The organism is Brevibacillus sp. AY1, assembly GCF_029870785.1.
Taxonomy (GTDB): Bacteria; Bacillota; Bacilli; order Brevibacillales; family Brevibacillaceae; genus Brevibacillus; species Brevibacillus invocatus.
Window position 1 is genome coordinate 1 of record NZ_JAFLPN010000049.1, and the last position, 23,351, is coordinate 23,351.

Here is a 23,351-nt window from a genome sequence, read left to right on the forward strand (position 1 = left end):
TTGGTTGTGAAGCTGAAGATGTCATTCAGAATACTTCGACAAATCACATACACATTTTTTATGCAACGCTAGTGTCAGCGGATAGCTTTGTTTTTTCCGTTCGTGATAACGAACTTCTTCCCAAGGCTCCCAGCTATAGATCGGTAAACGAGTCAACGGATAGGGATTGCCTGCCTGCTCGACTGTCCCGGGTTCATCCCCTGCTTTATCGCTGATCCAGGGGAGAATTCGAATGCCTCGGGTCGTCTCTGTGACGAAATCTCTCCCCTCGTCCTGATAGCTCATCACCTGAAGGGAGCTGGGGTCAGTAAAACCAAGCAGCATCCAGGGAATCCGCAATTCGACGATCTTGTCTTTTGTCTCCCAGGCTGCCAAGGAGTTGTAGTCGGGATGATCCCATGCTGTTGTTCCTCGGCGCAGGTTTCCAACAATCACTTCTTCCTTTGGATGATAGGTCTTGCTGTCCGGCGGTTCCATTTCCAGACCGACAGCCAGCTTCCAGGGAACAAAGACTCCCGAGTTGTCCCGCAGCTCTTCTTCCTTCAGGGGAAGCATTCCGTACCTTTTGCCGTACAGACGGGTGTGAAAATCGTAGTTGGAGGCGATGCGAATGTCGCTTCCTTCTTGACCCAGTAGAATCAAGGTTTCCAAGCCTTCATCCAGCGTCATGCTGCCTAGCTCTGCCGCTTTTTTATTGCCACCCGGCAACGTATCGACACCCACGTAAAGCGATTGGCTCAGGGGATCAAAGGCTTTCTCCAGCTGTGCAAGCACGTACACATAGCCCTCGTCATGCGTCATCCATATTTCTTCAAAACCATGCACCTTCACGTCGAGCTTCTGCTTTTCTTCTACTGCGAGCTTCTCCCAATCCGATTTGTCACCATCGATGGTCAGCACGTCTTCTTTACTTGCGTGCATGCCAAGAACACCGAACAGCTTTTCATTGGTCAATACATTCAACCAGAGGGAACGGCGATCTTCGGGCAGCTCGAATTTCATCGTATTCCACGTTTTTTTGAACCACTCATCCTGCCAAACGAACAAAATTCCTCCAGCGTAGCCTTCGGAGTGAATTTCCCGCATCAGCTGTGCGTCAATCTCTCCCTGGCGCTGTTCGGTATGCCCCCCCTGATCACGTCCCAGTTCACCGAAATGGGCATTGCCCCATGAAGCTGGCACTCCGAACTCTGTAACCATGACAGGCATGCCTTGATGATACGCCTTGAGCTTGCGCAAATACGCTTTGTACGTATCGATCTCCCCTGTGTCGTTCTTCACCGTCTTCAGACCTGTATCGTAACGAAACAAATCCGGATAGTACGGATACACATGGTACGAGGCAAAGTAACCCGCATCCCAATGAATCGGTTCAATGTGTGTCGGATCGACGCTCACCATGTCTTCATGGTAGATGGGCTCCCCGGGATGGCTGAGCGGGTCTGTCGTCACCCAGTTGGTAAACGTCATCGGATGCTGCCAGCCGTATTTGCTCTCCTCTTGCGCCACGATATCCACTTTTTCCGCGATCCAGGACTCGAAGGCGGTAGCCTGGTCTGAAGCACGGAAATACGTTCCCTGGTACGGCTCCATTTCTTTATGAATCTGATTGGTTTTCTGGACCATCACAGGGTCCCATTCTGTCCCTGTGTGCCACCCGATGACGTAAGGTCCAGCGTTGGCCCGATACTTGCCGCCAGCCTTGCCCTTCTTTTCAGGAAGGGTAACAGCGCCATATACAGCCCCGACTGCATCCCGTATCTCCTGTTGGAACTGATCGCGAATCTCTGGCAAGAACGCATCCTGCTTTTCGATCAACAGTTCCTCTGGACTCCAAATACCCTGCATCAGATAGAGAGGCTCTCCTTCTTTGCGCTGGTTAAACGATACGAGCGCCTCATAGAACGCAGGGGGGTGAATCGTATAGACGCGGATTACATTAGCCCCCATCTCATCGATCATCGCGAACCAACGGAGGTAATCCTCTTTTGTAATGGGCAGCTCCCCCGGAAAATGGCCGGGTAAAGAGGCTCCCAGATTGATTCCTTTCGCGAAAAAGGGCTGCCAGGTTTGCCCCTGATAGATTTCCAGCTGATCCTCATTCGTGCGAAATTTCAACTGAATTCCGCTCTTGATCTCCATGCTTTCTACTTGATTAACATCCAAATACAACCACAACGAGGTGCTTGCGATGGCCATGATCACCACCATGAACACCCAGCGATATGGACGTCTCCTTTTCTGTTCCATGTTGCTTACCTCCGCTTCGATACCCGGATCATCAGCGTACGATGGAGTGGCAATTGCTTCGTCGTGCTTCGGGTCGAGGTTCTGGGTAAATTGTATACACTATGCTCCAACTGTCCCATAGACTGAATTCACTAATCTATTTAATTAACATTTGTAATCGAAATTTAATATTCAATAGTAATTACTTATATTGTCCTAGTTTTTTTGGCAAGAAGTCCTGCAACCCTCCCTGTCTATTGACCCACTCTCCCTTGCGTACAGGTACCACTGTTCCAACCTATTTTTTCCTAATCCCGCTGAAAAATGGTAGGTTGCTACCATATCCACCCCCGCTTCTGATATAAAAAAATGACGCATCTCATGCGCCATCCACGAATTTCTTCTATATATAGGGTGTGCTGCACACGATGATGATGACATCGTACATGATGGCTCCCCTTTCTCTCCTCCAAATTATAATTTTTCAAGTAGGAACATTTCTCAAAACATATTTGACATTCGGAATGTCCTCTTTTACACTGAAAATGTAAAATATCTTTTACATACAGGAGCCTTTGATCCTATGGAAAACAAGATCAGGGAGCTGCGCAAACAGCAGGGCATTTCACAGGATGAATTAGCCAAGGCATGCGGCGTTTCCCGTCAGACGATCAACGCGATCGAAAACAACAAATACGATCCCAGCCTCAAGCTGGCTTTTCAGCTGGCACTGCAGCTAGCCATCACAGTCGACGAGTTGTTTCATTACGAGGAGGAGCGGTAAATGCGATATTCAACAAGAAAATGGGGCGGCACGATCTTTGGGGTGACAAGCGCCATTATCATCGGTTACACCTTTTACATGTGGCTGACCGGCCAAACGGTTGGCTTTAATGAAATCATTTCGTGCGCAATCGTTTTGAGTGCATTTCTGTCTGCCATTACATGGGGTACACCTGACGATCCGAACGGACCCAGACAGGATGAGGAGCTGGGGCGCCATATCACCATGAAAAGTGCAAAGATCAGCTACTTTGTCCTGGTCGTTCTGTTGCTGCTGGCTCTAGCTGTCGACAAGTGGCTGTTTGGTCGGGAAAACACGACCCTTTTACTCGTCTTCTCCTTGTCGATTATTATCCTGCCACTGACGGAATGGCTGGTTTCCCGGCAGTATCGCTAAACCGCTCTCACCGTAACAAAAAGCCAGTCATTACACGAAAAATGTGTTTGGCTGGCTTTGTTTATCGAACTATCAAATAAAGACTCTTTACACAAAAGTTCAATTATACTATAAAAAAGATAGGATTTTACATCTAGAGATCGTCATCAGTCAGGTGGGAAACATCGTGGGTTATATTTTACAGTTTTTTATAGGCGGAACCATTTTGGTCTGCGCATCGCTTCTAAGTAAATCCAAATACTTATTTTTGTCAGGCATTATTACATTACTCCCTATCATGACCTTGATCAATGTTAGCTTACAAATGAAAAACATGAGCTTTGTCGATTTTCGAATCACACAAAAAAATGCTATTTTTGGGGCTTTTGGGGCCGTGATTTTTATTAGCAGCATTTATCTATTGACCAAATGGTTTAAGCCTTCAGATGCTGTAATCGGTGCCGTCATCATTTACATTATTTATATGATCGGATGTAAGTATTTTTTTGCTTGAGACAAGGTATACACAAAATAGCTAGCCAGCTTCCCTCACCATCATGGGAACTGGCTAGCTATTTTACGTGGTATACGTAAACTTTTGTCCGATAAAGATCCCTGCACGTCACGACTCTCTCTGGCGTCCAACCAGGCAACGCGAAGCATACGCTGATCACCAGGGCTCCTGGCATCAATTGACGGGAGAGAATGGGACTCAGCCGTTGCATCGCACCTGGGTATAGATAGCATACGACGACAGACGCATCCGTATAGGACCAGGAATAGATGTTTCCTCTTCGAAAAGCAGCCCAGGCCTTCGCATCCACTCCGAAGTGAAGACGCACTAATAGCTGTGAAGCTCGTAATGGAACCGGCGAGTTCTCGACGCCGACCACTCGCCACCCCTGGCAGTGCCTTGCCAGATGTATTCCCAGCGTCCCCCAGCCCGATCCTGCTTCTACGAGGGTTCCTGTCCCCTGAAGACGATTCACTTCATTCGCTACTGCCTGACGAACGAGAGCGGAAGCGGGCATTGGCGAAATTCCGTTTCTCCAGCTCGTCCAGACGATGGAGATCACGGCACCGAGTCCAAGTACAACCACCGTTAAAGGAAACCACATGTTCACGTCGATGTCTCAGCACCGCCTTCGTCGGACCACGCATGCTCATGTATATGCAAATTCAGTCGCTCCCCTATGTAGCCTTCAATCTTCGACCAGTTGAATGTCCATGCAATAAAGCAACGAAATGGCTTCAGGCATCGAAAATTTGGCTTTTCGCTGCGAATGGGTACGGCAATCCCATTCCATTGCAATCTGACAAGTTCCAATCATGTGACCTGATTCATCCTTTTCACCCCCTGTAGCTTAAAGCGTTGGCACTGATCTGTATTCACAGGTACAGCAGAGCGAAAGAAAAGAGGCATCCCTCGTGATCGATTGGGACAGCCCCTCGCTTGATTATCCAACTGCGTAGACGGTTGTGCAATTTTTTCCTTTTCGCTTGGAGCTGTACAACGCTGCGTCTGCTGCCCGCTTCAGGCTGTCTCCAGTGGCCGCATCATAAGGATAACACGCGATGCCCACACTGACCGTGACAGGTATGCAACAATTGTCCTGCACCAGAGGATGCATGCGCAAATATTCCCGAATTGCACTTGCCTTTTCGGTCGCCTCCTCCAGCGTCGCTTCAGGTGCCAGGAGCATGAACTCATCTCCGGCATATCGATAAGTGGTGTCCTCATCTGTGGCCACCGCCTGCATCGCCTCCGCAATACGCTTGATCAGTTCATCTCCCAGATGATGCCCATAGTGATCATTGACTGATTTCAGGCTATCGGAGTCCAGCATGATCAAAGCGACTGGATTGTTTTTGGCCAATAGCTTGTCCAGATCGCGGTGAAAAGCCCGATAATTGGACAGTCCAGTCATCTCGTCCTGAAAAGACATTTGATACATTCTTTCATACAACCGCGCATTCTCGATCGCGCTCGCGACCTGGAATCCAATAATTTTTAACAGCTCTTCATGCTCCTTCTTGTAGGCAAACTCCCGATAGGATTGAGCGGAAATAACCCCCATCACCTGCTTGCCGACCATCAGAGGAACAAAAATACAAGTATTCGTATCGATTTCCGGACTTCCCCAGCGAATCATCTCCGGTTCACTCGGCTCATCGCGCATGGTGCGAATATGAATCGTTTCTCCGTTTTCAATCACTTTGGAGATCATCCCCTGACCGTAGGGAATCATCAACGGGCCGTAGTTGATGCCGCTATCCACACTGATCGGAATCTGGATTTCGGTATCCCCTTCCTCATAGAAAGCGATAAAAAACGCATCTGCACGCATGACGCGCGAAACCAGCTCAAACGCCTTCCACGTGATCTGCCTCTCGTCGAAGGTTTTCGCAAAGGTGTGGCTTAAATCGTGCAAAATTTTCATATGTTCTGACATCCATAACATCTCAGAAACTTTTTCCTGCAGTGCTCCAATTTCTTGCAACAGCCGTCCGTGCAGGTCGCTGTCGATCCCCGACAGCTCTGTCTTGATCTCGCGCGAGGTTGCTTCCAGCTCTGTCCGGTCCACCAGCTCGATCCGGCTCAACCAGTGAGTATATCTTTCCAACAATTGTCGTGCATACACCTCATTGTCTGAAAAACCTTCATGCATGTACAACCCTCCGGCAATTGGCTAGCTCAAGTTTTTTTTTTCGTGGTAACGATCGACTGCAGCGCGGATCGCCTGAAGAACGGCCCCCTGACCTGGACCCAAAAAGCGCTCTTGTACGACCGGCGTGATCTCTTTCATTCCGTTCGCAATCGATTTTCCCACCAGCAAAGCTACCAGAAACTCGCTCGTCTTCTCCATTACGAATGTAAAACTGGCATCACATATCAAATCATGATCTGCATCAATGATTAATACACAACCTACTATGGTAGAGACTTCATACAAGGTTGTCCCTTTTGGAATCTGAGCAAAACCAGCCGTTAATACCGTATTCTTCTGTGCCCATCCCTCCATCCGCTACGTGCCCCCCAATAACGCTTCTCCATTTCATTTCACAAAACCCTATTGAATGTAGGGTAAGAGTATGGCAGACAAAGACGATGCATGTACACATCGTTCGTCCCCTCGTCTGAGACGAGAAAACGGCTACCCCTGATTGCAGAAATAGCCTAAGACGTCAACACATATTGTTCACATTTAATATTACCTTATAATTCTATCTGTTTCCATCCCTTTCCTTGCTTGAAATGTGCAGAAAGGAAGAAAGAGACCTTCATAAGAGAAAAGGTCTCTTTTTCGTTCAGCTGGATGCTGCGATCGCCTGATGCACTTTTCCTCCCGCTATACGCAATCGCTCTTCTGCCTGCTCCTTCGTCAAAGCGGCCTTTTGCATCACAATCGCAACGCGGAGATCTCCAGAGGCTGCTGTGATCAGCTGCTCTGCTTCTTCGTAGCCCAGATTGGTCACCTGCATAACAATATGCTTGGCACGCTCCCGCAGCTTTCGGTTGGTAGCCTGCAGATTTACCATCAGATTGCCGTAAACCTTCCCGAGCTGGACCATGCTCGCGGTGGTCAGCATGTTCAGAATCATCTTCGTCGCTGTTCCCGCCTTGAGCCGCGTCGACCCCGTGACAACCTCAGGACCCACCATGACGTTGATCGAAACATCGACACCATGACTAATATCCGGGTCGGGATTGCAGGAAAGAGAGATTGTTTTCGCCTGCTTCTCCTTTGCTCCTTCCAGGACTCCACGCACATACGGTGTCCGACCGCTAGCGGCAATCCCTACTACGACATCCTTGGCTGTAACTCCGGCACGCTCCACATCCTCGCGTCCTAGCTCCAGCGAATCTTCTGCTCCCTCAATCGCCTCGACCAGGGCGGCAGAGCCTCCCGCAATGATCCCACGCACCAGCGAAGGGTCCGTACCAAAGGTAGGCGGGCATTCTGAAGCATCCAATACACCGAGCCGACCACTGGTCCCTGCGCCGAAATAGAGCAGCCGTCCGCCCTGCTCCATTGCCTGAACGATCACCTCCACAGCAGCTGCGACTTCTGTCAGGGCGTGCTTCACAGCAAGTGAAACCTTCTGATCCTCCTCATTCATCAAGGTGACCACTTCCAGCGCTGTCATCTGGTCCAGTTGTTCGCTCGCCGTATTGCGCATTTCGGTCTGAAGCTCGTGCAGGTTATCCTTCATCAACATTGCTCCCTTCCCCATCGCCCTGTAGCATTTGAAGCTGCCTGATTCCGTCTGGATCCAGCTGACGGCCCAGCCTTTGCATTCCCGCCACCAGCGCTCCGATGACAGGTGGCACAGTTGGTGTACAGATCGCAAACGACGCCATTTCCATCAATTCCCGCCTCACTCTTGTCTCAGCTGTCAACAATCCCCCTGCCAGGACAACCGGAAGCTCCTCTCCCAGCTTCGCGTGGCAAGCACCGACGAGCTCCACCAGCGAGCGTGCAGCCTGATGAATAATGCGCAACGACACCTCATCTCCTTGATTGGCAGCTTCCTCCACCAGTCGGCTGCAATCTCCCAGCTGCTTTCGCGGATTGTCGCTTCCGTATATGTAGGCGATCAGCTCATCTGGTGCTTTTAATCCGTAATGATCAAGCATCAGTTGGGTCAGTGTCGTTGCTTCCCCACGTCCGTCAAAAGCTCTCAGCACAGCGACCGCTCCCTGCCTGCCCACATCAAAGCCGCTGCCTTCATCGCCTAACAGATACCCCCAGCCCCCGACCCTGTATCGACGGTTGCTGCGATGGACGGCATAGGCGATCGAGCCCGTACCCGCGATCAAAACCACGCCTGGCTCGCCCCACGTGCCGGAATAGAGAGCTGGCACGGCATCATTATCGATAAAAAGACGACCTTGCCATTCCGGTCCAAACGAAGCTTCGATCTGAGCGGACACGGCAGGACGATCCGCACCTGCCAAGCCCATATAGATCGCATCCACACACGATGCTCGAATAGCTGCTCGCCTGACCAATTCCTCGATCAAGTGGCGAATCGTGATTTCTACCTCGGACCAAGGTCTGGACAGTGGATTGGAGGCATCTCCTGTGACGATTGCAGCCACCCTGCCTGAACGGTCGCAAATCGCCGCTTTCGTCTTCGTCCCGCCTCCGTCGATTCCGATAATCCATCCTTGCTCTTGTTTACTTAACTGCACCTGCCGTCAGCCCTTCCATAAATTGCCTGGACGCCATCAGGAACACACCGATCATGGGCAGTGCAGACAGCGTAAGCCCGGCAAAAAGCAGACTCCAGTCTGTCTCATACTCCCCGAACAGCACCATCATGCCAACCGGTATGGTCTTGAGCGCTTCCTCCTGAATAAAGATCAGCGGAAAGAAAAAGTCGTTCCAGGCACTGATAAAATTAATAATGACCACGGTCCCCAGAGCCGGACGTATCAAAGGCAGCAGGACTCGCCAAAAGACCTGGAAATGGTTGCAGCCATCGATTCGCGCCGCTTCCTCCAGTTCGACAGGCAGCGTCCGGAAAAATCCCGTCAAAATAAACACGGAGATCGGGATGCCGCTTGCTGTATAGATCAGGATGAGGGACCAGAGTGTATTGAGCAATTCAAGGTTTTTCATCAGCAAAAACAAAGGGACAATCCCCAGCTTGATTGGAATCATCAGTCCTACCAGAAAATAAAAGTAAAGCAATCCTGTCCACCGATAGGAAAAACGGGACACGTAAAATGCGGCCATCGCCGAAAATACAGCAATCAGCACAACTGAGGTCACACTGACGATCACACTGTTCAGCAGAAAGTCACCAAAGGGTACGGCTTCCCACAATTTTTTGTACGTATCCAGGCTAAACGACTGGGGAAGAGACAGCGGGTTTGAAAAGATCTCCATGTTTGTTTTGAAGGAGGAGGCGATCATCAGCACGATGGGATAGATCGCCACCAGCATGAACACATAGGCAAACACATACTGCATCGCTCGGGCACTCGGGCTCGTTTTCAGTTTTGATCCCCCCTTCATCACGGTACCTTTTTCCTCAGTGCTGGACTTCTCTTTTTCGCATCAGATACAGAGAAATGGCGGACACCGAGGCGACGATCGCAAACAACACAACTGCAAGAGCCGAACCCAGACCGATCGCCACATCTCCTGAGCCTCCCGTACTGCTAAAGGCCAAACGGTAAAAGTAAACAGCCAGCGTGTCGGTGGATCGGAATGGCTCGCCCATCGACCCCTGCATCGCATAGACCAGCTCAAAGGCTTCAAACGCCTGGATGAAGGTAAAGATCGTCATGATCGTAATCGCTGGCATGCAAAGCGGCAAAATGATTTTTACCAGCATATGAAGACCCTTGGCCCCATCCAGCCTGGCAGCTTCGATCAGCTCTTCCGGAATGGACTGCAGGCCTGCCAAAAAAATAAGCATGGCAAACCCGATCCCAAACCAGCAATTCACCAAAATAATGGCGAGCAAGGCTGTATCTGGATCACCCAGCCAGGGCTTTGCCCACGATTCCAGCCCCACCTTTGCCAGGAATGTATTGAGCGCCCCGTAATTCGGGTTCAGAATCAATTTCCACAAAAACCCAACCACAATCACAGAGAGCAGTCTCGGCATGAAGTAGGCGATCTTTAAAAATCCGGAGCCGCGGATTTTCCGGTAGATAAAAAAAGCGAGTGCAAACGCGATGCCATTTTGCACAATCATCTCCACGATGAAGTAAATCACATTGTGTCCAAAGGCGTTCCAGAACATTGTGTTAAAGGGTTCCACCTGAAACAACGTCAGAAAATTCTGCAATCCGATAAAGATGCCTCTTTTGATACCATTCCACTCGTACAAGCTATACGTAAATGCGGAGAAGATGGGATAGACGACAAACAGCGTATAGATCACGAGTGCAGGCAAGGGAAACAAATGGACGAGCCATCGCAAACGACCCTTTGGTTTGATCGTTGATCTCCCGGAAGTACCGATCTTCTCCACCTCCTCGATCATTTTCGGGGACGAACGGAATGACTTCCTCGCCCCCGCCCTTTACCTGCGCTTATTTCTTGAATGGCTCAAACCAGCTGGCGGCTGACTTCTGCACTTCGTCTACCACCTGCTCTGGGGTCATCTTGTCAAGGTACATGCCTTGCAGGGCATTTTCCAACGTCTGCTTGGTCGTCGGCTTCCCTTCTGCAAAATGAACAACCATCAAATAGGGGGTCGAGCTGGATTGTGACAATTCTGCCATCTTGTTCACAATCGGATTATCGGTCGTCACACCTGGCACAGCGCTAATCCGCTTGAACTCATTTGCAAAAAGCTCGCCAAATTGCTTCGTTGCCATAAATTCCAGGAACTTGAGTGCTTCGGGCTTGTGCTTCGCCTTGGCATTGACAGCATAGGAGCCATCCACCCAAGTCGTCAGAACGGCCTTTCCATCCTCTGTCGGCATGGGGAAGAAGTCGAGCTGCAGATCAGGATTCAGCTTCTGGATGCCTTCCAGCTCGAAGCTGCCATTGATGAACATGGCTGCCTTTTCTGTCGCAAACAACGTCCGCATGTCATTCAATTCAAGGCCCACATAATTTTCCGGGAAATAAGGAACCAGCTCTTTCATGCGTTGAATCGATTGAAGGAATTCAGGACTTTTCAGGTCTGCCTCCCCTTTTATCAGCTTTTCTACAAATGGATTGCCATTGTAGGTGCCAGGGGCGATCACACCGTGACTGAGAGAGAGCAGCCAGCCTTCTTTGGCTCCGAAGGAAATGGGAACAATGCCTTTATCCTTCAAAGCTTGGGCAGTCGCAAGTAATTCGTTCCAGCTCTTGGGCTCCGTCAAACCATTGTCCGCAAAAATTTTCTTATTGTAGAAAAACTGGGTGGAGTTGAGTGACAACGGCACGCCATACACTTTGCCATCCTTGCCTGTGGCTGCTGCCAGAACGTCTTTGGGAAAATTGTTCATACCTGGAAGATTGTCGAGGGGCTCCAAGTAGCCAGCCTCTGCAAGCGAAATCCCTGGAGCATAAGGACGCAGCTGCAGGATATCGGGACCACTGTCGCTTTGCAGGGCTGTATTGAGAATCGTATTGTACTCTGTCGCCTTGAACGGCTTGAAGTCGATCTTGATGCCTGGGTTTTCTGCTTCAAAAGCCTTGATCAGCTTGGCGTAGCCTTCTGTGTCTTCTACACGCCAGCTGTGCATGGATACCGTGACCTGTTCGCCCCCTCCCTGACTTCCAGCCTGACTGCCACCCGGATTGGCTGTGGGTTCTCCGCCAGGTGTGGCAGTGCCGCTGCCGCCTCCTCCACTACATCCAACCAGTGTCATCACAGCTGCCAATACGATGGAAGCTGCTGTGCGAGAACGGAATTGCTTCATGCTAAACCCTCCCCCATTATGATAAAGCTGGTTTCTTTCTGCTCACCCAGTCGGGCAGGCAAATGTATCAAGTCAGGCTCTTTTGAAGATGAGCCGTGACAGCGTTGTGAAGGATCGGCCGCAAGCGGCGCAGCTGGTGATCTCGTCCGAGATGAACAGCGTTAGTCAGGAAAATGACAGCCCATTCCTGAACGGGGTCGATCCACATGCTGGTGCCGGTAAATCCTGTATGTCCATAGCTGTCGGGGTGAAATCCTTGACCGCAGCTGCTCGCTGTATCTGCGCCCCTCAAATCCCAGCCGTATCCGCGACTGCCTCCCAGCCCTGACGTATGACATTGGATCGCTCTTCTTTTCCATGCGGTGCTCACGACCTTTTGATCATCATACAGCCAGCTGATGGCGTATTTGGCCAGGTCGTCAGCAGTAGAAAACAATCCTGCATGCCCTGCGATTCCGCCCATTGCACAAGCCTTCTCGTCATGAACCTCCCCGACGATATACCCGCCAAGCAGCGACGAAAATTCGGTAGACGAAATATTTTGAAAAAGGTTTTTATTCGGACGATAAAAGGTATGATGCATCTGTAATGGACGGAATATACGCCGCTCCACGTAAGCATCCAATCGTTCCCCAGTCAGCTTTTCAATCAATAACCCCAGCCAGATCATGCCCAGATCACTGTAAACGACTCTTGTACCAGGTTTATGTATTAAAGACTGTTGGTAGATCAGAGATGGCAAAGAAAGAATATCATCTCGCCTGCGCTGTGCCAAATCGGCTGGGAGCCCTGACGTATGTGTGAGCAGCTGCGCAATCGTAATTGAACCTTTATCTGACGGACAGTCTGAAAAAAAACGACCTATCGGATCATCTGGAGCCATTTGAGCTTCCTGCATCAGCAGCAATGCTGCTGGTAGCGTTGCGGTAACCTTGGTCAACGACGCCAGATCAAACAAGGTATCAGACGTCACGGTCTGCTCTTTTGTGATGCTAGTCGTACCTACTTCACAGGCGTACCAGACACGGCCATCGCGTATGACGCGCAATGCAGCTCCTGGCAACAGCCCCTCATCGACCCAATCCTGTAAAAGCTTTTTTACCTTGTCCATACCCTTTCACCATCCTTTAACCGGATGTTCGCTTGGTCCTGCTGACTGCCACACGCGTTTTTTCCAGCAGTGGAATCACTTCCTCCTGCTGTCTGCTCACCATCGTGATGAACAGTATATCGATGACATTCAATTGGGCGATACGAGATGCCATCGCACCGCTCCGAATGCTTTTTTCCACTGAGCTGGTAAACAAACGTATATCAGCCAGATCAGCGACGGGAGAGGGACCGAATTTGGTCAAGGTAATGATCGTAGCTCCTTGCTGTCTGGCTTCTGTGAGGGATTGAATGATATCTTCTGTCTGACCGGAGTATGAGATCCCGATCACGACGTCTTTCTCTGATAATGTCACGGCAGAGGTGAGCTGGGCATGAAAATCCGCATAGGCTTCACACCAGAGATCAATTCGCGAAAATTTCTGCTTGATATCCGCCGCGATCACGGCAGAAGCGCCTACTCCGTATACGTCAATTTTTCGTGCTTGGGTCACGGCATCTGCCGCCCTTTTTACTTCGTCACTGGAAAGCACAGACAGCGTGTCTTGGATGGACTGGATGTTGTTCCAGCTGACGGCCTGCATGATCGAATCGACCGAGCCCTCCATCATGATCTCCTGATAGCTGCCCACATTGCTTTGCTTATTCAGATCTCCTGCAATGCGCAGCTTTAGCTCCTGATAACCCTTCATGTTCAGTGAACGGGCCAGACGAATGATTGTCGCCTCCGATACACCGCTCAGCTCAGCTAGCTTTTGCACCGAGAGCTTTACGACCTCTTCCGGATGAGCCAGTATGTATTGGGCCACTTTCTGCTCCGACGGCTTCAATTCGTCCAATATCGTTTGTAAACTGACTAAACCTCCGTTTAACATTCCGCCACCGTCACTTTCAGCCAATCTTAATTCTTATTGTAGGAAGTATTATTTCTTTCGTCAATCGCATTTTACTAAACAATATTTCACGAATGTCGCCTCTTGACCTTCCCGCCACGTCAAGCTTTACCGTTGGAAGCAGCTAAACCACAAAACTGGAGGGAAGAAAATGAAAAGAACGTTGATCAAAGGCTGCTCGATTCTTACCATGCGCGAGGGTGAACTCCCTTTTGTCGGAGATCTGCTCATCGAAGGGGAACGAATTGCCGAGATAGGGCCTGCTATCGAGCGGAAGCAGCCTGTAGATGAAGTGATCACTGGAGTGGGAATGGTCGCGATGCCGGGGCTGATCAATGCTCACAACCACGCAAGCATGTCGCTCTTGCGCGCTTTTTCGGACGACCTCAAGCTGATGGATTGGCTGGATAAAAAAATGCTTCCAGCTGAAGGACGCATGACTCCAGAGGATGTCTACTGGGGAACGATGCTCGGAGCCGCCGAAATGATCGCTTCCGGTACGACGAGCTTTGCCGACATGTACGTGCACATGAATCAGGTGGCACAGGCTGTGCAAGACAGCGGTATGCGCGCGTCGCTGACTCGTGGAGTTGTCTTTCTCGAAGATGACGGAGGCAAGCGCATGACGGAGGCTCTCCATCTGATCGACACCTGGAGTGGAGCAGCAAATGGTAGAATCACCACCATGCTGGGTCCCCATGCACCTTATACCTGCCCACCCCAGCCCATGAGCGAAATCATTGACCTGGCAAGAAGCCGGCAGATTCCGATTCACATCCATCTTGCTGAAACGGTGGAGGAAGTGGAAAAAATCAGAAATCGCTACAACCAGACACCGACGCAGTACCTGTACGAGCTCGGCATGTTCACGGACAACCACGTCCTGCTAGCTCATGCTGTTCATCTGTCTACCGAGGATGTTCGCCTGCTTCGCGGAATGCGTGGAGGAGTCTCTCACAATCCGGTCAGCAACCTGAAGCTGGGCTGCGGTATCGCGCCCGTGCGCGACATGCTGGAGCAGGGCATCACTGTAGGGCTCGGAACCGATGGGGCTGGCAGCGCGACTACACTGGATATGTTTGCTGAAATCAAGGCTGCTACCTGGCTGCAAAAGCTCCAGCACGGCGACCCGACACTTTTGCCTGCAGAGCAGGTATTGCGCATGGCTACGATCGAAAGCGCCAAGCTGCTTCAGATTGATCACGAGGTTGGTACTCTCGAGGCAGGAAAGAAAGCTGATTTGATCCTGATCAATCTGAATGCACCTCACATGCAGCCTGTACACGACCTCCACGCCTTAATCGCCTACAGCGCGACAGGAGCCGATGTGGATACGACCATCGTCAACGGAGAAATCCTGATGAAGAATCGCCAATTTACACACATCTCCTGGGAAGAGCTGCGCCGGGAAGCAACGATGCGTGCGGCTAGATTGGTGGAGGGACTGTAAGGATTGGTAAAAAAGAGCCGCTTCTCTGCTAGAGACGGCTCTTTGACATACTATCGGCGCATTTACGGCAAGCGAAGCGCTTCTCCTGGCTTCAAAGCTTTGCCTCTGATGTCCATTTCTGCAAGCTCCGCTACATAAGCATCTCCGTCCTGCTGGATGGGTGGGAATGTGTTGTAATGAATCGGCACGACGTAATCCGCTTTTACCCACTCCGCTGCGACCACTGCATCCTCTGGTCCCATCGTGAAATGATCGCCGATGGGCAAGAAGGCCAGATCGATATCATGACGGTCGCCAAGCATTTTCATATCGCCGAACAATCCGGTATCGCCCGCATGGTATACGGTTTTTCCTCCCAGCTCGATGATGAAGCCACCCGGCATTCCCATATAGATGATTTGCTGCTTGTCATCCAGAACGACGCCGGAGCTGTGGAAGGCATGCGTCATTTTCACTTTGCCAAAAGGCAGCTTGAGCGATCCGCCCAGGTTCACTCCGATTGCCTTTACTCCCTGCCAGCCCATGTAAGTGGCCAACTCATGGGTCGCAATGATCGTGGCGTCATTTTGCTTCGCCAGTTCTACAGCGTCCAGGATGTGATCCCCATGGCCATGTGTCAATAGTATGTATTCAACCTGGATGTCGGCCAGTTTTGTTGTTGCAAGCGCATTACCGGTGATAAACGGGTCAATGATGATCGAATGTCCTTCGATCGACAGCTGCACGGTAGAATGTCCGTGATATCTGATGTCCAACATGGTATCCCCTGCTTTCCTGGTATCTTGTCTCAACATTTCTATGTTACCACGAAGATACCCCTCCTGACATCCTTCTTGCTCGTACCTGCATAGGTACAAATAATCCAAAACAGACAGGCTGCCGATCTCTCGACAGCCTGAGGAACAAAGACAATGCAAACCTTCCTAGCAATCGTCGTGCTCCGTTACAGCAACAATCTTGGAATCACGAATAATGGTCCTACGATTGTCGTTTTGACGCAAGATAATCGTGGAAGATTTAACTTCCACCAGTTTACCTGTAAAGGTCCCATCCACAGTCTCTACTCTGACGTTTTTACCTTCAAATTTTTTCACCTGGTCTTTAAATGCCATGTCAATCCCTCCTTCTTCTGCATCTTATGTACGTTTGGCATAGCCCTCCTAGAGCAAATGCGGAGATTGACCGAAAATGTACGTGTATCCGCTGGTTATTCGTCACATCATCAAGACAGGGGCACGTCCATTCTCAACATTTTTTCCGACCCATATAGAGCAGGTGTGAAGAGACCCCCATAACGGATGGCTCTGGTCCGCTGTCAGAAGTGTCCCGATGTTGGTGGAGCCAATCAAATCCAGGGTTTCAAATCCGATCGATTCCATAAAGGGTTCGATGTCTTCCAAATTGAAAAAATAGGCCCCAAAACCGGTGTAATAGTCAACGACAGAATCCATATTGATCCCTCCGTATTAGACACTGTGCTCCCCTTATTCTTCAGGACAACACGGTTTCCCTCCAATCGACATATCACCCTGTTATAGGCAAAACTGCAACAAGAAAAAAGCTGACAAGACCGAAGACTGCAGGAATTTGTCGCACGATTTCAAACAGGAAAACCAGCCCTCTCAACGAAAGAAGCTTAAGTAGAAGCGGACGAGTCAGGAGGGATGGTAGATGGGAAACGTCATTGAGTTGGTAGCCAGAGAAAGGACATACACCGGCAAAGAGGTAGCCAGTATGCTGGGAATCGGAGCAAGCACCTTGCGCAAATGGAGCATGCTTTTGGAGCAGCATGGATACTGGTTTTTGCGGGATAGTCAAAACCGTCGGGAATACCGCCAGATCGACGTAGCCGCACTCCAGCGGTTTTACCGGTTGACCAAGGATCAGCTTTTTCCACAGGAGGAAGCCGCCCACATGATTGTCAGTCACCAGTCCCCTGATGCGACGAGAAAGGAAAGCGCTGCCACGTTGGCACCTGCACCTGTACCTGCTCCAGCTCCGGCCTCAATACCCATGCCGGTACATGTGCCAAACACAGAGCAATGGGACGCAAAGCTTCAGGCTTTAGCCAGCCACGTCCAACAGCAGGATATCGCCCATCACGCCTTGCTGGAGCGCATGGAGAAGCAAGAAGCATATATTCGTTCCAGTCTGAAGGAGCGGGATCGCCGTTTGACTAAAGCGATGAACGACATCCTCGACGCCAAGGTGCAGCTAGCCAGAATGCAGCAGGAGCGGCAAAAAAGCTCGTTGTGGCATCGACTATTTCGCTTGCACTGATGCATGTTTGGGGGGAGGTGGATAAAGGACGATTCGACCTTCCTCCAGTTCGATTTTCATCTTTCCATCTGCTCCGATTTCCTGCAGGTACTCCTGAGGTATCTGAATGCGCCCAGCCTGATCCAGCACAGCCCATTCCTCATGGGTTTCCACTTCGATATCGCTTCGCCCCGTCTCTTCCCCCTCTTCACCGGCACTGCTCCGACGCAGGATTTCACTCGAGGTCTTTCCATCGCGAATCGCCACGACTCTGTCCACCTTTCTGGCGATCTCCAGATCATGCGTCACGATCACCACTGTAAGCCCCATCGACCTGTTCAATTCCTGAAAAAGATCCAGAATCATCGCTGCTGTGCGGCTGTCCACACTTCCGGTCGGCTCGTCAGCGAGAAGCAGCTTCGGTTGGTTGGCCAGGGCGATCGCAATGGCTACGCGCTGTTGTTCCCCGCCGGACAGTTCATTCAGCTTGTTCTTTTTTCGATGCCCCAAGCCGACAATCTCCAGCAGCTCGCCTGCACGATCGCGTTTTCGCTGTCCTGCGATCAGCATGGGCAGCTCCACGTTTTGCTGCGCAGACAGGTAAGGGATCAGATTGCGCGCATTGTTCTGCCAGACAAAGCCAACCGTACGGAGTCGATACTGGATCAATTCAGCCTGCGATAAGCGAAACAGGTTTTTCCCTGCCACGAACAGCTTGCCTGCTGAAGGCCGATCCAGCCCACCCAGCATGTTTAATAGCGTCGATTTTCCACTTCCGCTATTTCCGATGATCCCCATCAGCTCGCCGTCTTCCACGGTAAGGTCCAAGCCCTGCAAGGCCACAACCTCCAAGTCAGCTGCCTTGTAGATCTTTACCAAATTTTCACAGACGATCATGTGTCTAATCCTCCCCGAGCTTCACAGCTTGATGAATTTGCATGCGAGAAAGGATGACTCCGACTATCGCGATCCCGACCACAAGGGTAATGGCCACAAAGGAATAGATCAGCCACTCATCCTGTGCGGAAGACGTGATCGTAAAGGGAGGAATTTGTTTTTCAGCATGCAGATACAGCTTCAGCGCCGGCAAAAACAGCATGTTCGCAAGCTTGCCTGCCGCCACTCCCATCACAAAAGCAACGCCAAAGGTAAAGAACTGCTCCCATGCGATGATGCGAACGAGGCTGCCAAAAGACATCCCCATTGCCCGAAAAACCCCATACTGCAATTTGCGTGCCCCAAGCGTAAGCACCCAGTACATCACGTAGCCAATGAACGTAATCAGCATCGACAACAAAAAGCCGAGTGTCAACGAACCGTTTACCCCCAGATAGAAGGCACTGTTCTTGGTTTCGATCAACAGCTGTCGCGCATTGCTCAAAAAAGTAGGTCTCGTATCGTTTTGAATCAGCCCCTCATAGAGTGCTTCCGAGGAAGCTTCTGCCTGCAGGTTTAGCCAGACCTGATAAGGCTCCATATGCAATTTGCTCTGGATGTATGGCAGATTGGCTACCATCTGGTACTTCTCCTTCTGCTTCGAGGAATAAATGGAGTCTTTCCCGACCGGACTCCAGCCTGGCCAGTAATCGACGATGGCGTATACGATCATCTCCACGGGACGAATGTTCTTCCACCCGACCATGATGGTATCCCCCTCTTTTACCTTCAGCTTGTCTGCAAGGGTGCGGGAAATCAATAAAGCCTTGGGTTCTTTGCCCAACAAATTGAGATAATCGTGAATGTGATGCGGCAATAGTCCCTGCTTCCACCAAATCGTTTGTCCGAATTCCTTGGGATCGATTCCCATCAGCGTGACTTCCTTGACGCTCTGCCTCCCCTCGCTTGCCTCCGCCATCTGGTGAACAAACACTCTCGTTGCATGCTCCACGCCAGGAAGCTGTTGAAAGGGCAAGAAATCAGGCTCTACATACTGAATGGGCGGCTTGGGAGACTCAGGTCCTGGTGATCCCTCTTGCATCGCCGGATTGCGATGGAGGAACACCACCGGCTTGTCATTGATCCAGTCCACCATGAGGCGAATGTCAGTGCCGTTCTGGTAAAAGATCTGCTCTTCCGCATTCAGATTGATGGTTCTGGCTGTACTCGCACTGAACATACCGATCGCGACCGTGATGGTCACAAACAGCATGAGAAATTGATACTGCCGGGAAGCCCGCCCTACCTGAACCAGGGTGGTATGCACGGAGATCGGCCAGAACCTGCGGCCCAGCCAATAGATTCCATGCAGCAGCCAAGGGTAGATTCGCAGGCAAAGGAGACCAAGCCCTAGGGAGAACAGGACCGGGATAAAAAACAACAGCACATCCACCGACATCGGTACGGAGTCTTCTGCCGCTTTTTCTGCGTTCTCGATCATATTCTGATAGGAATACCAGCCATACCACGAAATCAGTAAGAGTATGACATCCAGAAAAAGTCGGTGCCACATCGCCTGACCCGTGACTCTGGCTGCGTTCTGCTTATGTGTCACAATATTTTGCCGCGTCGCGAAAAAGATCGAGATGAGCAACAGGGACATGCAGCCAAGTACGGTCCATGCGGCATAGATCAGGACCTCGCCATTCATCTGTGCCTCGATCCCCGTCCGATCAACGAATTGCAAAAATCCGTTGGAGATCCCCAAAATCTTGCTGAGCTGGATGCCGACAAATGGTCCAATCAGCAAGGCGAGTAAGCCCAAAATGATAATTTCCACAAAATAGATGCCAAAAATCTGTCCCCGCCCTGCCCCGCGACTGCCGAGAACGGCGATCTCTGTGCGCTGACGTTCGACGATCAAGCCTGAGACCATCACGAGATAGATCGCCAGCATGATAATGATGGGAACGTACAAAGACCAGAGAATGTTCCGAAAATGCTGGTTTTGCTCATCGTATTTTTGGGTGATGGAACTGACGGGAAATTGAATGCTGAGATCTGACTTTTTCAGACCGAACTGAACCAGATTTTCTTCCAGCTCAGGCACGACGGACATTAATTTTTCCTTGTCGATAAACTGAAACTCTTGATATTGGAAAGCCAGGTAATAGCGGATTGCGAGAACGAGATTGTTCTCTTCCAAAAACGTCTTCCGAAACAGCTCTTCATGCAAAATGAACCCTTTGTTGTATTCCGCAGATCTGGCAAACCAATAGGGATCGTTGCCTTCTTTTTCCTTGAAAACTCCTACCGGCTTGATGCGTATTGCCGCAACATCTGCGTGAGTTGTCGTCAACTCGTAGATGTTGCCCAGCACCATCTTGCGTTCCATTAACCCTTTTTCTGTTACGAGGGCTTCTAACACTCCATCCACAGGTTCAGCTGCGGGCAAATGCCCATCGATCAAGGTAATGTGCTGATCCAGATTCGTGAACGAATAGAGAATCGCTGTTTCCGGTGAACTCGTTATTTGATCCTGCAATACCGACTGGAAGGGAAGCGACCTCAATACGGTCACCTGATCGAGCAAGGGTGTTGAAAGCGAAGGAATGATTTCGTTTTCCATCACGTTCTTCAAGTGGGCAAGCACTATGGCTCCGTCCTGGGCACCAAAATCCTGGTTGATTGAAACCAGGAGGCCACCAGGAAAACTTTTTACTACCTGCTGATACTCTTCCATGTCTTTGACGAATAAACGCTGCAGCACGCCATTCGTAAATGCAGGGATGCTCGACATCAATCCGACTGCGACAACCAGCCCGAGCAGCAGGCTCCCGACGAGCCAGCGGTTGTTCAGCATTTTTCGCAGAATCATCTGCAGCATAGCCATGCTGTGTTCCCCCCTAATCCAGAATGACCAGCTGGCCCGGTTGTAGCCCGTTAATGATTTCAACTTCTGTCGCTGTCTTAATACCCACGGTGACGTCTACTTCCTTTTTCACGTTCTCGTCCAAAACCTGCACGTACATTCTCTCGTTGAACCCGCGCAGTGCTTTGATCGGAATGATGACGGCATCCTCCTGTTGATCGATGACGATTTCGAAGACGACGGAGCTGCCGACCTCCATCCCCTTTATCGGCTTGGCTGGCGCAATGAGGATGCTGCGCTGATACAGGCGCTTTAGATCCTCTGGTAATTGATCAGGTACATTCAACGGAGTCTGTACAACAACGCCTTCTTCCATTGTTCCATCCGGCAGCTTGATGGTCGCCTTGACCCCATCCTTCACATCCTTCAGCGCCTCGCGTTCAGGAGCTGTATAGATGATAAACAGCTTGTTCGGATCTCCGATGGTCACGAGGGGCTGATACGCATCTACCTCATCTCCCACCTGCTCATTGCTGACAAAGAGGACCACTCCATCCATCGGAGCGACCAGCTTGGTATCCGCCAATCTCTTTTGCAGACTGGACAAGTCCATCTCACGCTGCTTGACATTCAGCTTGGCACGCTCAACCTGAAATTCACGCCTTTTGGGGTCCTGCAGCTCCGCCAGCTTCAGCCTGGCTTGATCCAGCTCGATCTGGGCAAGCTTGGTCTCGCTGACCTTGGCATTCATCTCAGCCTTGACGACGTTCAAGCGGGCTTCCTCCACCTCGTACTTGTTATCCTGCTGGGCTTCCTGCAGTTCCAGCTTGGCTTTTTCCACCTCATAGAGAGCCATCTCGATGCTTCTTTCCAGCTCGGTTGCATCAAGCTCAGCAAGCACCTGTCCTTTTTTGACCAGTTCGCCGTTGCTGACCGCGAACGACATCAGACGCAACCCCTTTGTCTCGGGAAAAGAGAGCTCTTTCTTGTCCACTGTGGTAAAGGTACTCGATCCCTTGATGCTTTTCGTAATCGTTCCTTTCGTCACCTCGGCGACTTCATAGGTGACTTGCACAGGCTCTACCAATGGCGGGGCCAGCATCGGCTCCTCCTTGGGAAACAGGGAACAGCCCGTGAGCAGCACGCTCATGCAGGCTATAGCAACCAGACTCTTCGTTACACGAGAGATACTAGCTTTTGATAATAGAACCGTCTTCCAGTTCGTATACAACATCTGCCACCTCCATCACACTCGGATCATGCGTCGTCATGACAATGCTCATTCCTGCTTCATCCACCAGTCTGCGAAAGACGCCGCTGATTTGCTTCCCCATCCTGCTGTCCAGCTCTGCAGTCGGCTCGTCAGCCAAAAGCAGCTCCGGGCGATGTGCAACGGCTCTGGCAATCGCGCAGCGTTGCTGCTCTCCGCCTGACAGCTCGTAGGGTCGGTGGTTGGCGCGCTTTGTCAAACCGACGAGCTCCAGTGATTCACTCACCCTCCCCTTCCACTCCCTTGCAGGAATTCTGGAGAGCCGTAGTCCAAACTCTACGTTTTCAGCTGCGGACATAAGTGGGAATAGTCCGAATGATTGGAATATAAATCCCATCCCTTCTCTCCGGATCTTCGTGCGTGTTCGGTCTGGCAGACTGCCTATCTCTTTTCCCTGATAGAATACCTCTCCTCTTGTTGGGCGATCCAATCCACCTAGCAGATTGAGCAGGGTCGTTTTTCCTGAGCCTGACCTTCCTCTCAAGATGAGGAGCCTCCCTTTTTCCACACGTATATTGACCCCCTGAAGTGCGCGAACCGCTGTGACACCACTTCCGAAAACACGCTCCATCTCTTTTGTTTCCGCGATGTACGGCATGACTACCCCCTATTAATTCTTGCAAAAAAGAATTGTAGTCTTGTTAAAAGCATAATGATAGCACAATTAACTAAAAATGGAATTAATGGAATATTAACAAAAATAAAGTCTCTTTCGCATCAAAATATCGCTAAGCATTCAAGCACTTTCCGATAGTATTAGAAAACTTGGCTACGCCAACCTTTTGGCGGAGCCTTAGTTGCACTTATACTATCTTCCGCTAATCTTTTTAGCGCTTTAGCGCACTTAAACTTT

Annotated in this window: 24 protein-coding genes and 1 pseudogene; 5 read left to right on the forward strand and 20 right to left on the reverse strand. The window is 50.6% G+C overall.

All coding sequences use genetic code 11. From position 1 onward, the window contains the following. Positions 1-21: 21 nt before the first annotated feature. The gene (locus JZI27_RS22335; protein WP_280209364.1) at positions 22-2,250 is read right to left on the reverse strand and encodes a hypothetical protein; all 2,229 of its coding nucleotides are present in this window, start codon (positions 2,248-2,250) and stop codon (positions 22-24) included. A 562-nt stretch (positions 2,251-2,812) separates the two neighbouring features. Here JZI27_RS22335 and JZI27_RS22340 point away from each other — a divergent pair. The 3 genes from JZI27_RS22340 (at position 2,813) to JZI27_RS22350 (ending at position 3,902) form a co-directional block, all read left to right on the forward strand. Beyond that, the gene (locus JZI27_RS22340) at positions 2,813-3,013 is read left to right on the forward strand and encodes a helix-turn-helix transcriptional regulator (protein ID WP_122910736.1); all 201 of its coding nucleotides are present in this window, start codon (positions 2,813-2,815) and stop codon (positions 3,011-3,013) included. After that, positions 3,014-3,409, forward strand: a complete 396-nt coding sequence (locus JZI27_RS22345; protein WP_280209365.1) for an accessory gene regulator B family protein — start codon at positions 3,014-3,016, stop codon at positions 3,407-3,409. It begins immediately after the preceding gene. 166 nt (positions 3,410-3,575) lie between these two features. Then, positions 3,576-3,902, forward strand: coding sequence for a GlpM family protein (locus JZI27_RS22350; protein WP_280209366.1), 327 nt, complete (start codon positions 3,576-3,578; stop codon positions 3,900-3,902). A gap of 58 nt (positions 3,903-3,960) precedes the next feature. On the opposite strand, the gene JZI27_RS22355 is transcribed toward JZI27_RS22350, so the two are convergent. From JZI27_RS22355 to JZI27_RS22405, 12 genes and pseudogenes are all read right to left on the reverse strand, one after another. Further along, positions 3,961-4,506, reverse strand: a complete 546-nt coding sequence (locus JZI27_RS22355) for a class I SAM-dependent methyltransferase (protein ID WP_280209375.1) — start codon at positions 4,504-4,506, stop codon at positions 3,961-3,963. Between the two features lie 84 nt (positions 4,507-4,590). Next, the gene (locus tag JZI27_RS22360) at positions 4,591-4,719 is read right to left on the reverse strand and encodes a hypothetical protein (RefSeq protein WP_280209367.1); all 129 of its coding nucleotides are present in this window, start codon (positions 4,717-4,719) and stop codon (positions 4,591-4,593) included. Positions 4,720-4,845: 126 nt separating this feature from the next. Next, the gene (locus tag JZI27_RS22365) at positions 4,846-6,057 is read right to left on the reverse strand and encodes a sensor domain-containing diguanylate cyclase (RefSeq protein WP_122910739.1); all 1,212 of its coding nucleotides are present in this window, start codon (positions 6,055-6,057) and stop codon (positions 4,846-4,848) included. Positions 6,058-6,078: 21 nt separating this feature from the next. Continuing rightward, positions 6,079-6,411 carry a DUF3870 domain-containing protein gene (locus tag JZI27_RS22370; RefSeq protein ID WP_122910740.1) on the reverse strand — a complete coding sequence of 111 codons (333 nt, stop codon included), beginning with the start codon at positions 6,409-6,411 and terminating at the stop codon, positions 6,079-6,081. Between the two features lie 286 nt (positions 6,412-6,697). Then, complete coding sequence (murQ, locus tag JZI27_RS22375) at positions 6,698-7,603, reverse strand: N-acetylmuramic acid 6-phosphate etherase (RefSeq protein ID WP_251243724.1); 906 nt, start codon at positions 7,601-7,603, stop codon at positions 6,698-6,700. Continuing rightward, on the reverse strand, positions 7,603-7,761 hold the full coding sequence (locus JZI27_RS25125; protein ID WP_415783079.1) for a c-type cytochrome: 159 nt from the start codon (positions 7,759-7,761) through the stop codon (positions 7,603-7,605). Before JZI27_RS25125 ends, murQ begins: the two co-directional genes overlap by 1 nt. Further along, positions 7,707-8,585, reverse strand: a pseudogene (locus JZI27_RS22380) (N-acetylglucosamine kinase); the annotation flags it as partial. The gene JZI27_RS25125 and the pseudogene JZI27_RS22380, both read right to left, overlap by 55 nt. Continuing rightward, positions 8,572-9,414, reverse strand: coding sequence for a carbohydrate ABC transporter permease (locus JZI27_RS22385; protein WP_280209376.1), 843 nt, complete (start codon positions 9,412-9,414; stop codon positions 8,572-8,574). The pseudogene JZI27_RS22380 and the gene JZI27_RS22385, both read right to left, overlap by 14 nt. 16 nt (positions 9,415-9,430) lie before the next feature. After that, positions 9,431-10,330, reverse strand: a complete 900-nt coding sequence (locus JZI27_RS22390) for a carbohydrate ABC transporter permease (RefSeq protein WP_251247971.1) — start codon at positions 10,328-10,330, stop codon at positions 9,431-9,433. 112 nt (positions 10,331-10,442) lie between these two features. Further along, a complete protein-coding gene (locus tag JZI27_RS22395) occupies positions 10,443-11,768 on the reverse strand; it encodes an ABC transporter substrate-binding protein (RefSeq protein WP_251243722.1) in 1,326 nt (441 codons plus the stop codon). A 67-nt stretch (positions 11,769-11,835) separates the two neighbouring features. Beyond that, entirely contained in the window at positions 11,836-12,879 is a 1,044-nt protein-coding gene (locus tag JZI27_RS22400) for a serine hydrolase domain-containing protein (protein WP_251243721.1), read from the reverse strand. A gap of 16 nt (positions 12,880-12,895) precedes the next feature. After that, positions 12,896-13,753: a MurR/RpiR family transcriptional regulator gene (locus JZI27_RS22405; RefSeq protein ID WP_122910746.1), complete on the reverse strand. Its 858-nt coding sequence runs from the start codon at positions 13,751-13,753 to the stop codon at positions 12,896-12,898. 169 nt (positions 13,754-13,922) lie between these two features. On the opposite strand from JZI27_RS22405, the gene JZI27_RS22410 reads away from it, so the two are divergent. Beyond that, positions 13,923-15,221 (forward strand): amidohydrolase, encoded by a 1,299-nt coding sequence (locus tag JZI27_RS22410; RefSeq protein WP_280209369.1) that lies wholly within the window; start codon positions 13,923-13,925, stop codon positions 15,219-15,221. A gap of 62 nt (positions 15,222-15,283) precedes the next feature. Here the strand turns inward: JZI27_RS22410 and JZI27_RS22415 are convergent, their stop codons facing one another. The 3 genes from JZI27_RS22415 to JZI27_RS22425 all read right to left on the reverse strand — a co-directional run bounded on the left by JZI27_RS22415 (position 15,284) and on the right by JZI27_RS22425 (position 16,672). Continuing rightward, the gene (locus JZI27_RS22415; protein WP_122910835.1) at positions 15,284-15,979 is read right to left on the reverse strand and encodes a metal-dependent hydrolase; all 696 of its coding nucleotides are present in this window, start codon (positions 15,977-15,979) and stop codon (positions 15,284-15,286) included. A gap of 165 nt (positions 15,980-16,144) precedes the next feature. Beyond that, on the reverse strand, positions 16,145-16,333 hold the full coding sequence (locus tag JZI27_RS22420; protein ID WP_122910748.1) for a DUF2642 domain-containing protein: 189 nt from the start codon (positions 16,331-16,333) through the stop codon (positions 16,145-16,147). Positions 16,334-16,435: 102 nt separating this feature from the next. Next, on the reverse strand, positions 16,436-16,672 hold the full coding sequence (locus tag JZI27_RS22425) for a hypothetical protein (RefSeq protein ID WP_183185230.1): 237 nt from the start codon (positions 16,670-16,672) through the stop codon (positions 16,436-16,438). A gap of 220 nt (positions 16,673-16,892) precedes the next feature. On the opposite strand from JZI27_RS22425, the gene JZI27_RS22430 reads away from it, so the two are divergent. After that, positions 16,893-17,501, forward strand: coding sequence for a MerR family transcriptional regulator (locus JZI27_RS22430; RefSeq protein ID WP_280209370.1), 609 nt, complete (start codon positions 16,893-16,895; stop codon positions 17,499-17,501). Here JZI27_RS22430 and JZI27_RS22435 read toward each other — a convergent pair. Genes JZI27_RS22435 through JZI27_RS22450 form a run of 4 tightly spaced genes read right to left on the reverse strand, consistent with a single transcriptional unit; the run spans position 17,484 to position 23,096 of the window. Beyond that, complete coding sequence (locus tag JZI27_RS22435) at positions 17,484-18,377, reverse strand: ABC transporter ATP-binding protein (RefSeq protein ID WP_122910750.1); 894 nt, start codon at positions 18,375-18,377, stop codon at positions 17,484-17,486. The genes JZI27_RS22430 and JZI27_RS22435 overlap by 18 nt on opposite strands. A 4-nt stretch (positions 18,378-18,381) precedes the next feature. After that, on the reverse strand, positions 18,382-21,249 hold the full coding sequence (locus JZI27_RS22440) for an ABC transporter permease (RefSeq protein WP_280209371.1): 2,868 nt from the start codon (positions 21,247-21,249) through the stop codon (positions 18,382-18,384). A 13-nt stretch (positions 21,250-21,262) separates the two neighbouring features. Further along, on the reverse strand, positions 21,263-22,462 hold the full coding sequence (locus JZI27_RS22445) for an efflux RND transporter periplasmic adaptor subunit (RefSeq protein WP_280209372.1): 1,200 nt from the start codon (positions 22,460-22,462) through the stop codon (positions 21,263-21,265). Next, positions 22,419-23,096 (reverse strand): ABC transporter ATP-binding protein, encoded by a 678-nt coding sequence (locus JZI27_RS22450; RefSeq protein ID WP_251243713.1) that lies wholly within the window; start codon positions 23,094-23,096, stop codon positions 22,419-22,421. Before JZI27_RS22450 ends, JZI27_RS22445 begins: the two co-directional genes overlap by 44 nt. Positions 23,097-23,351: the final 255 nt, after the last annotated feature.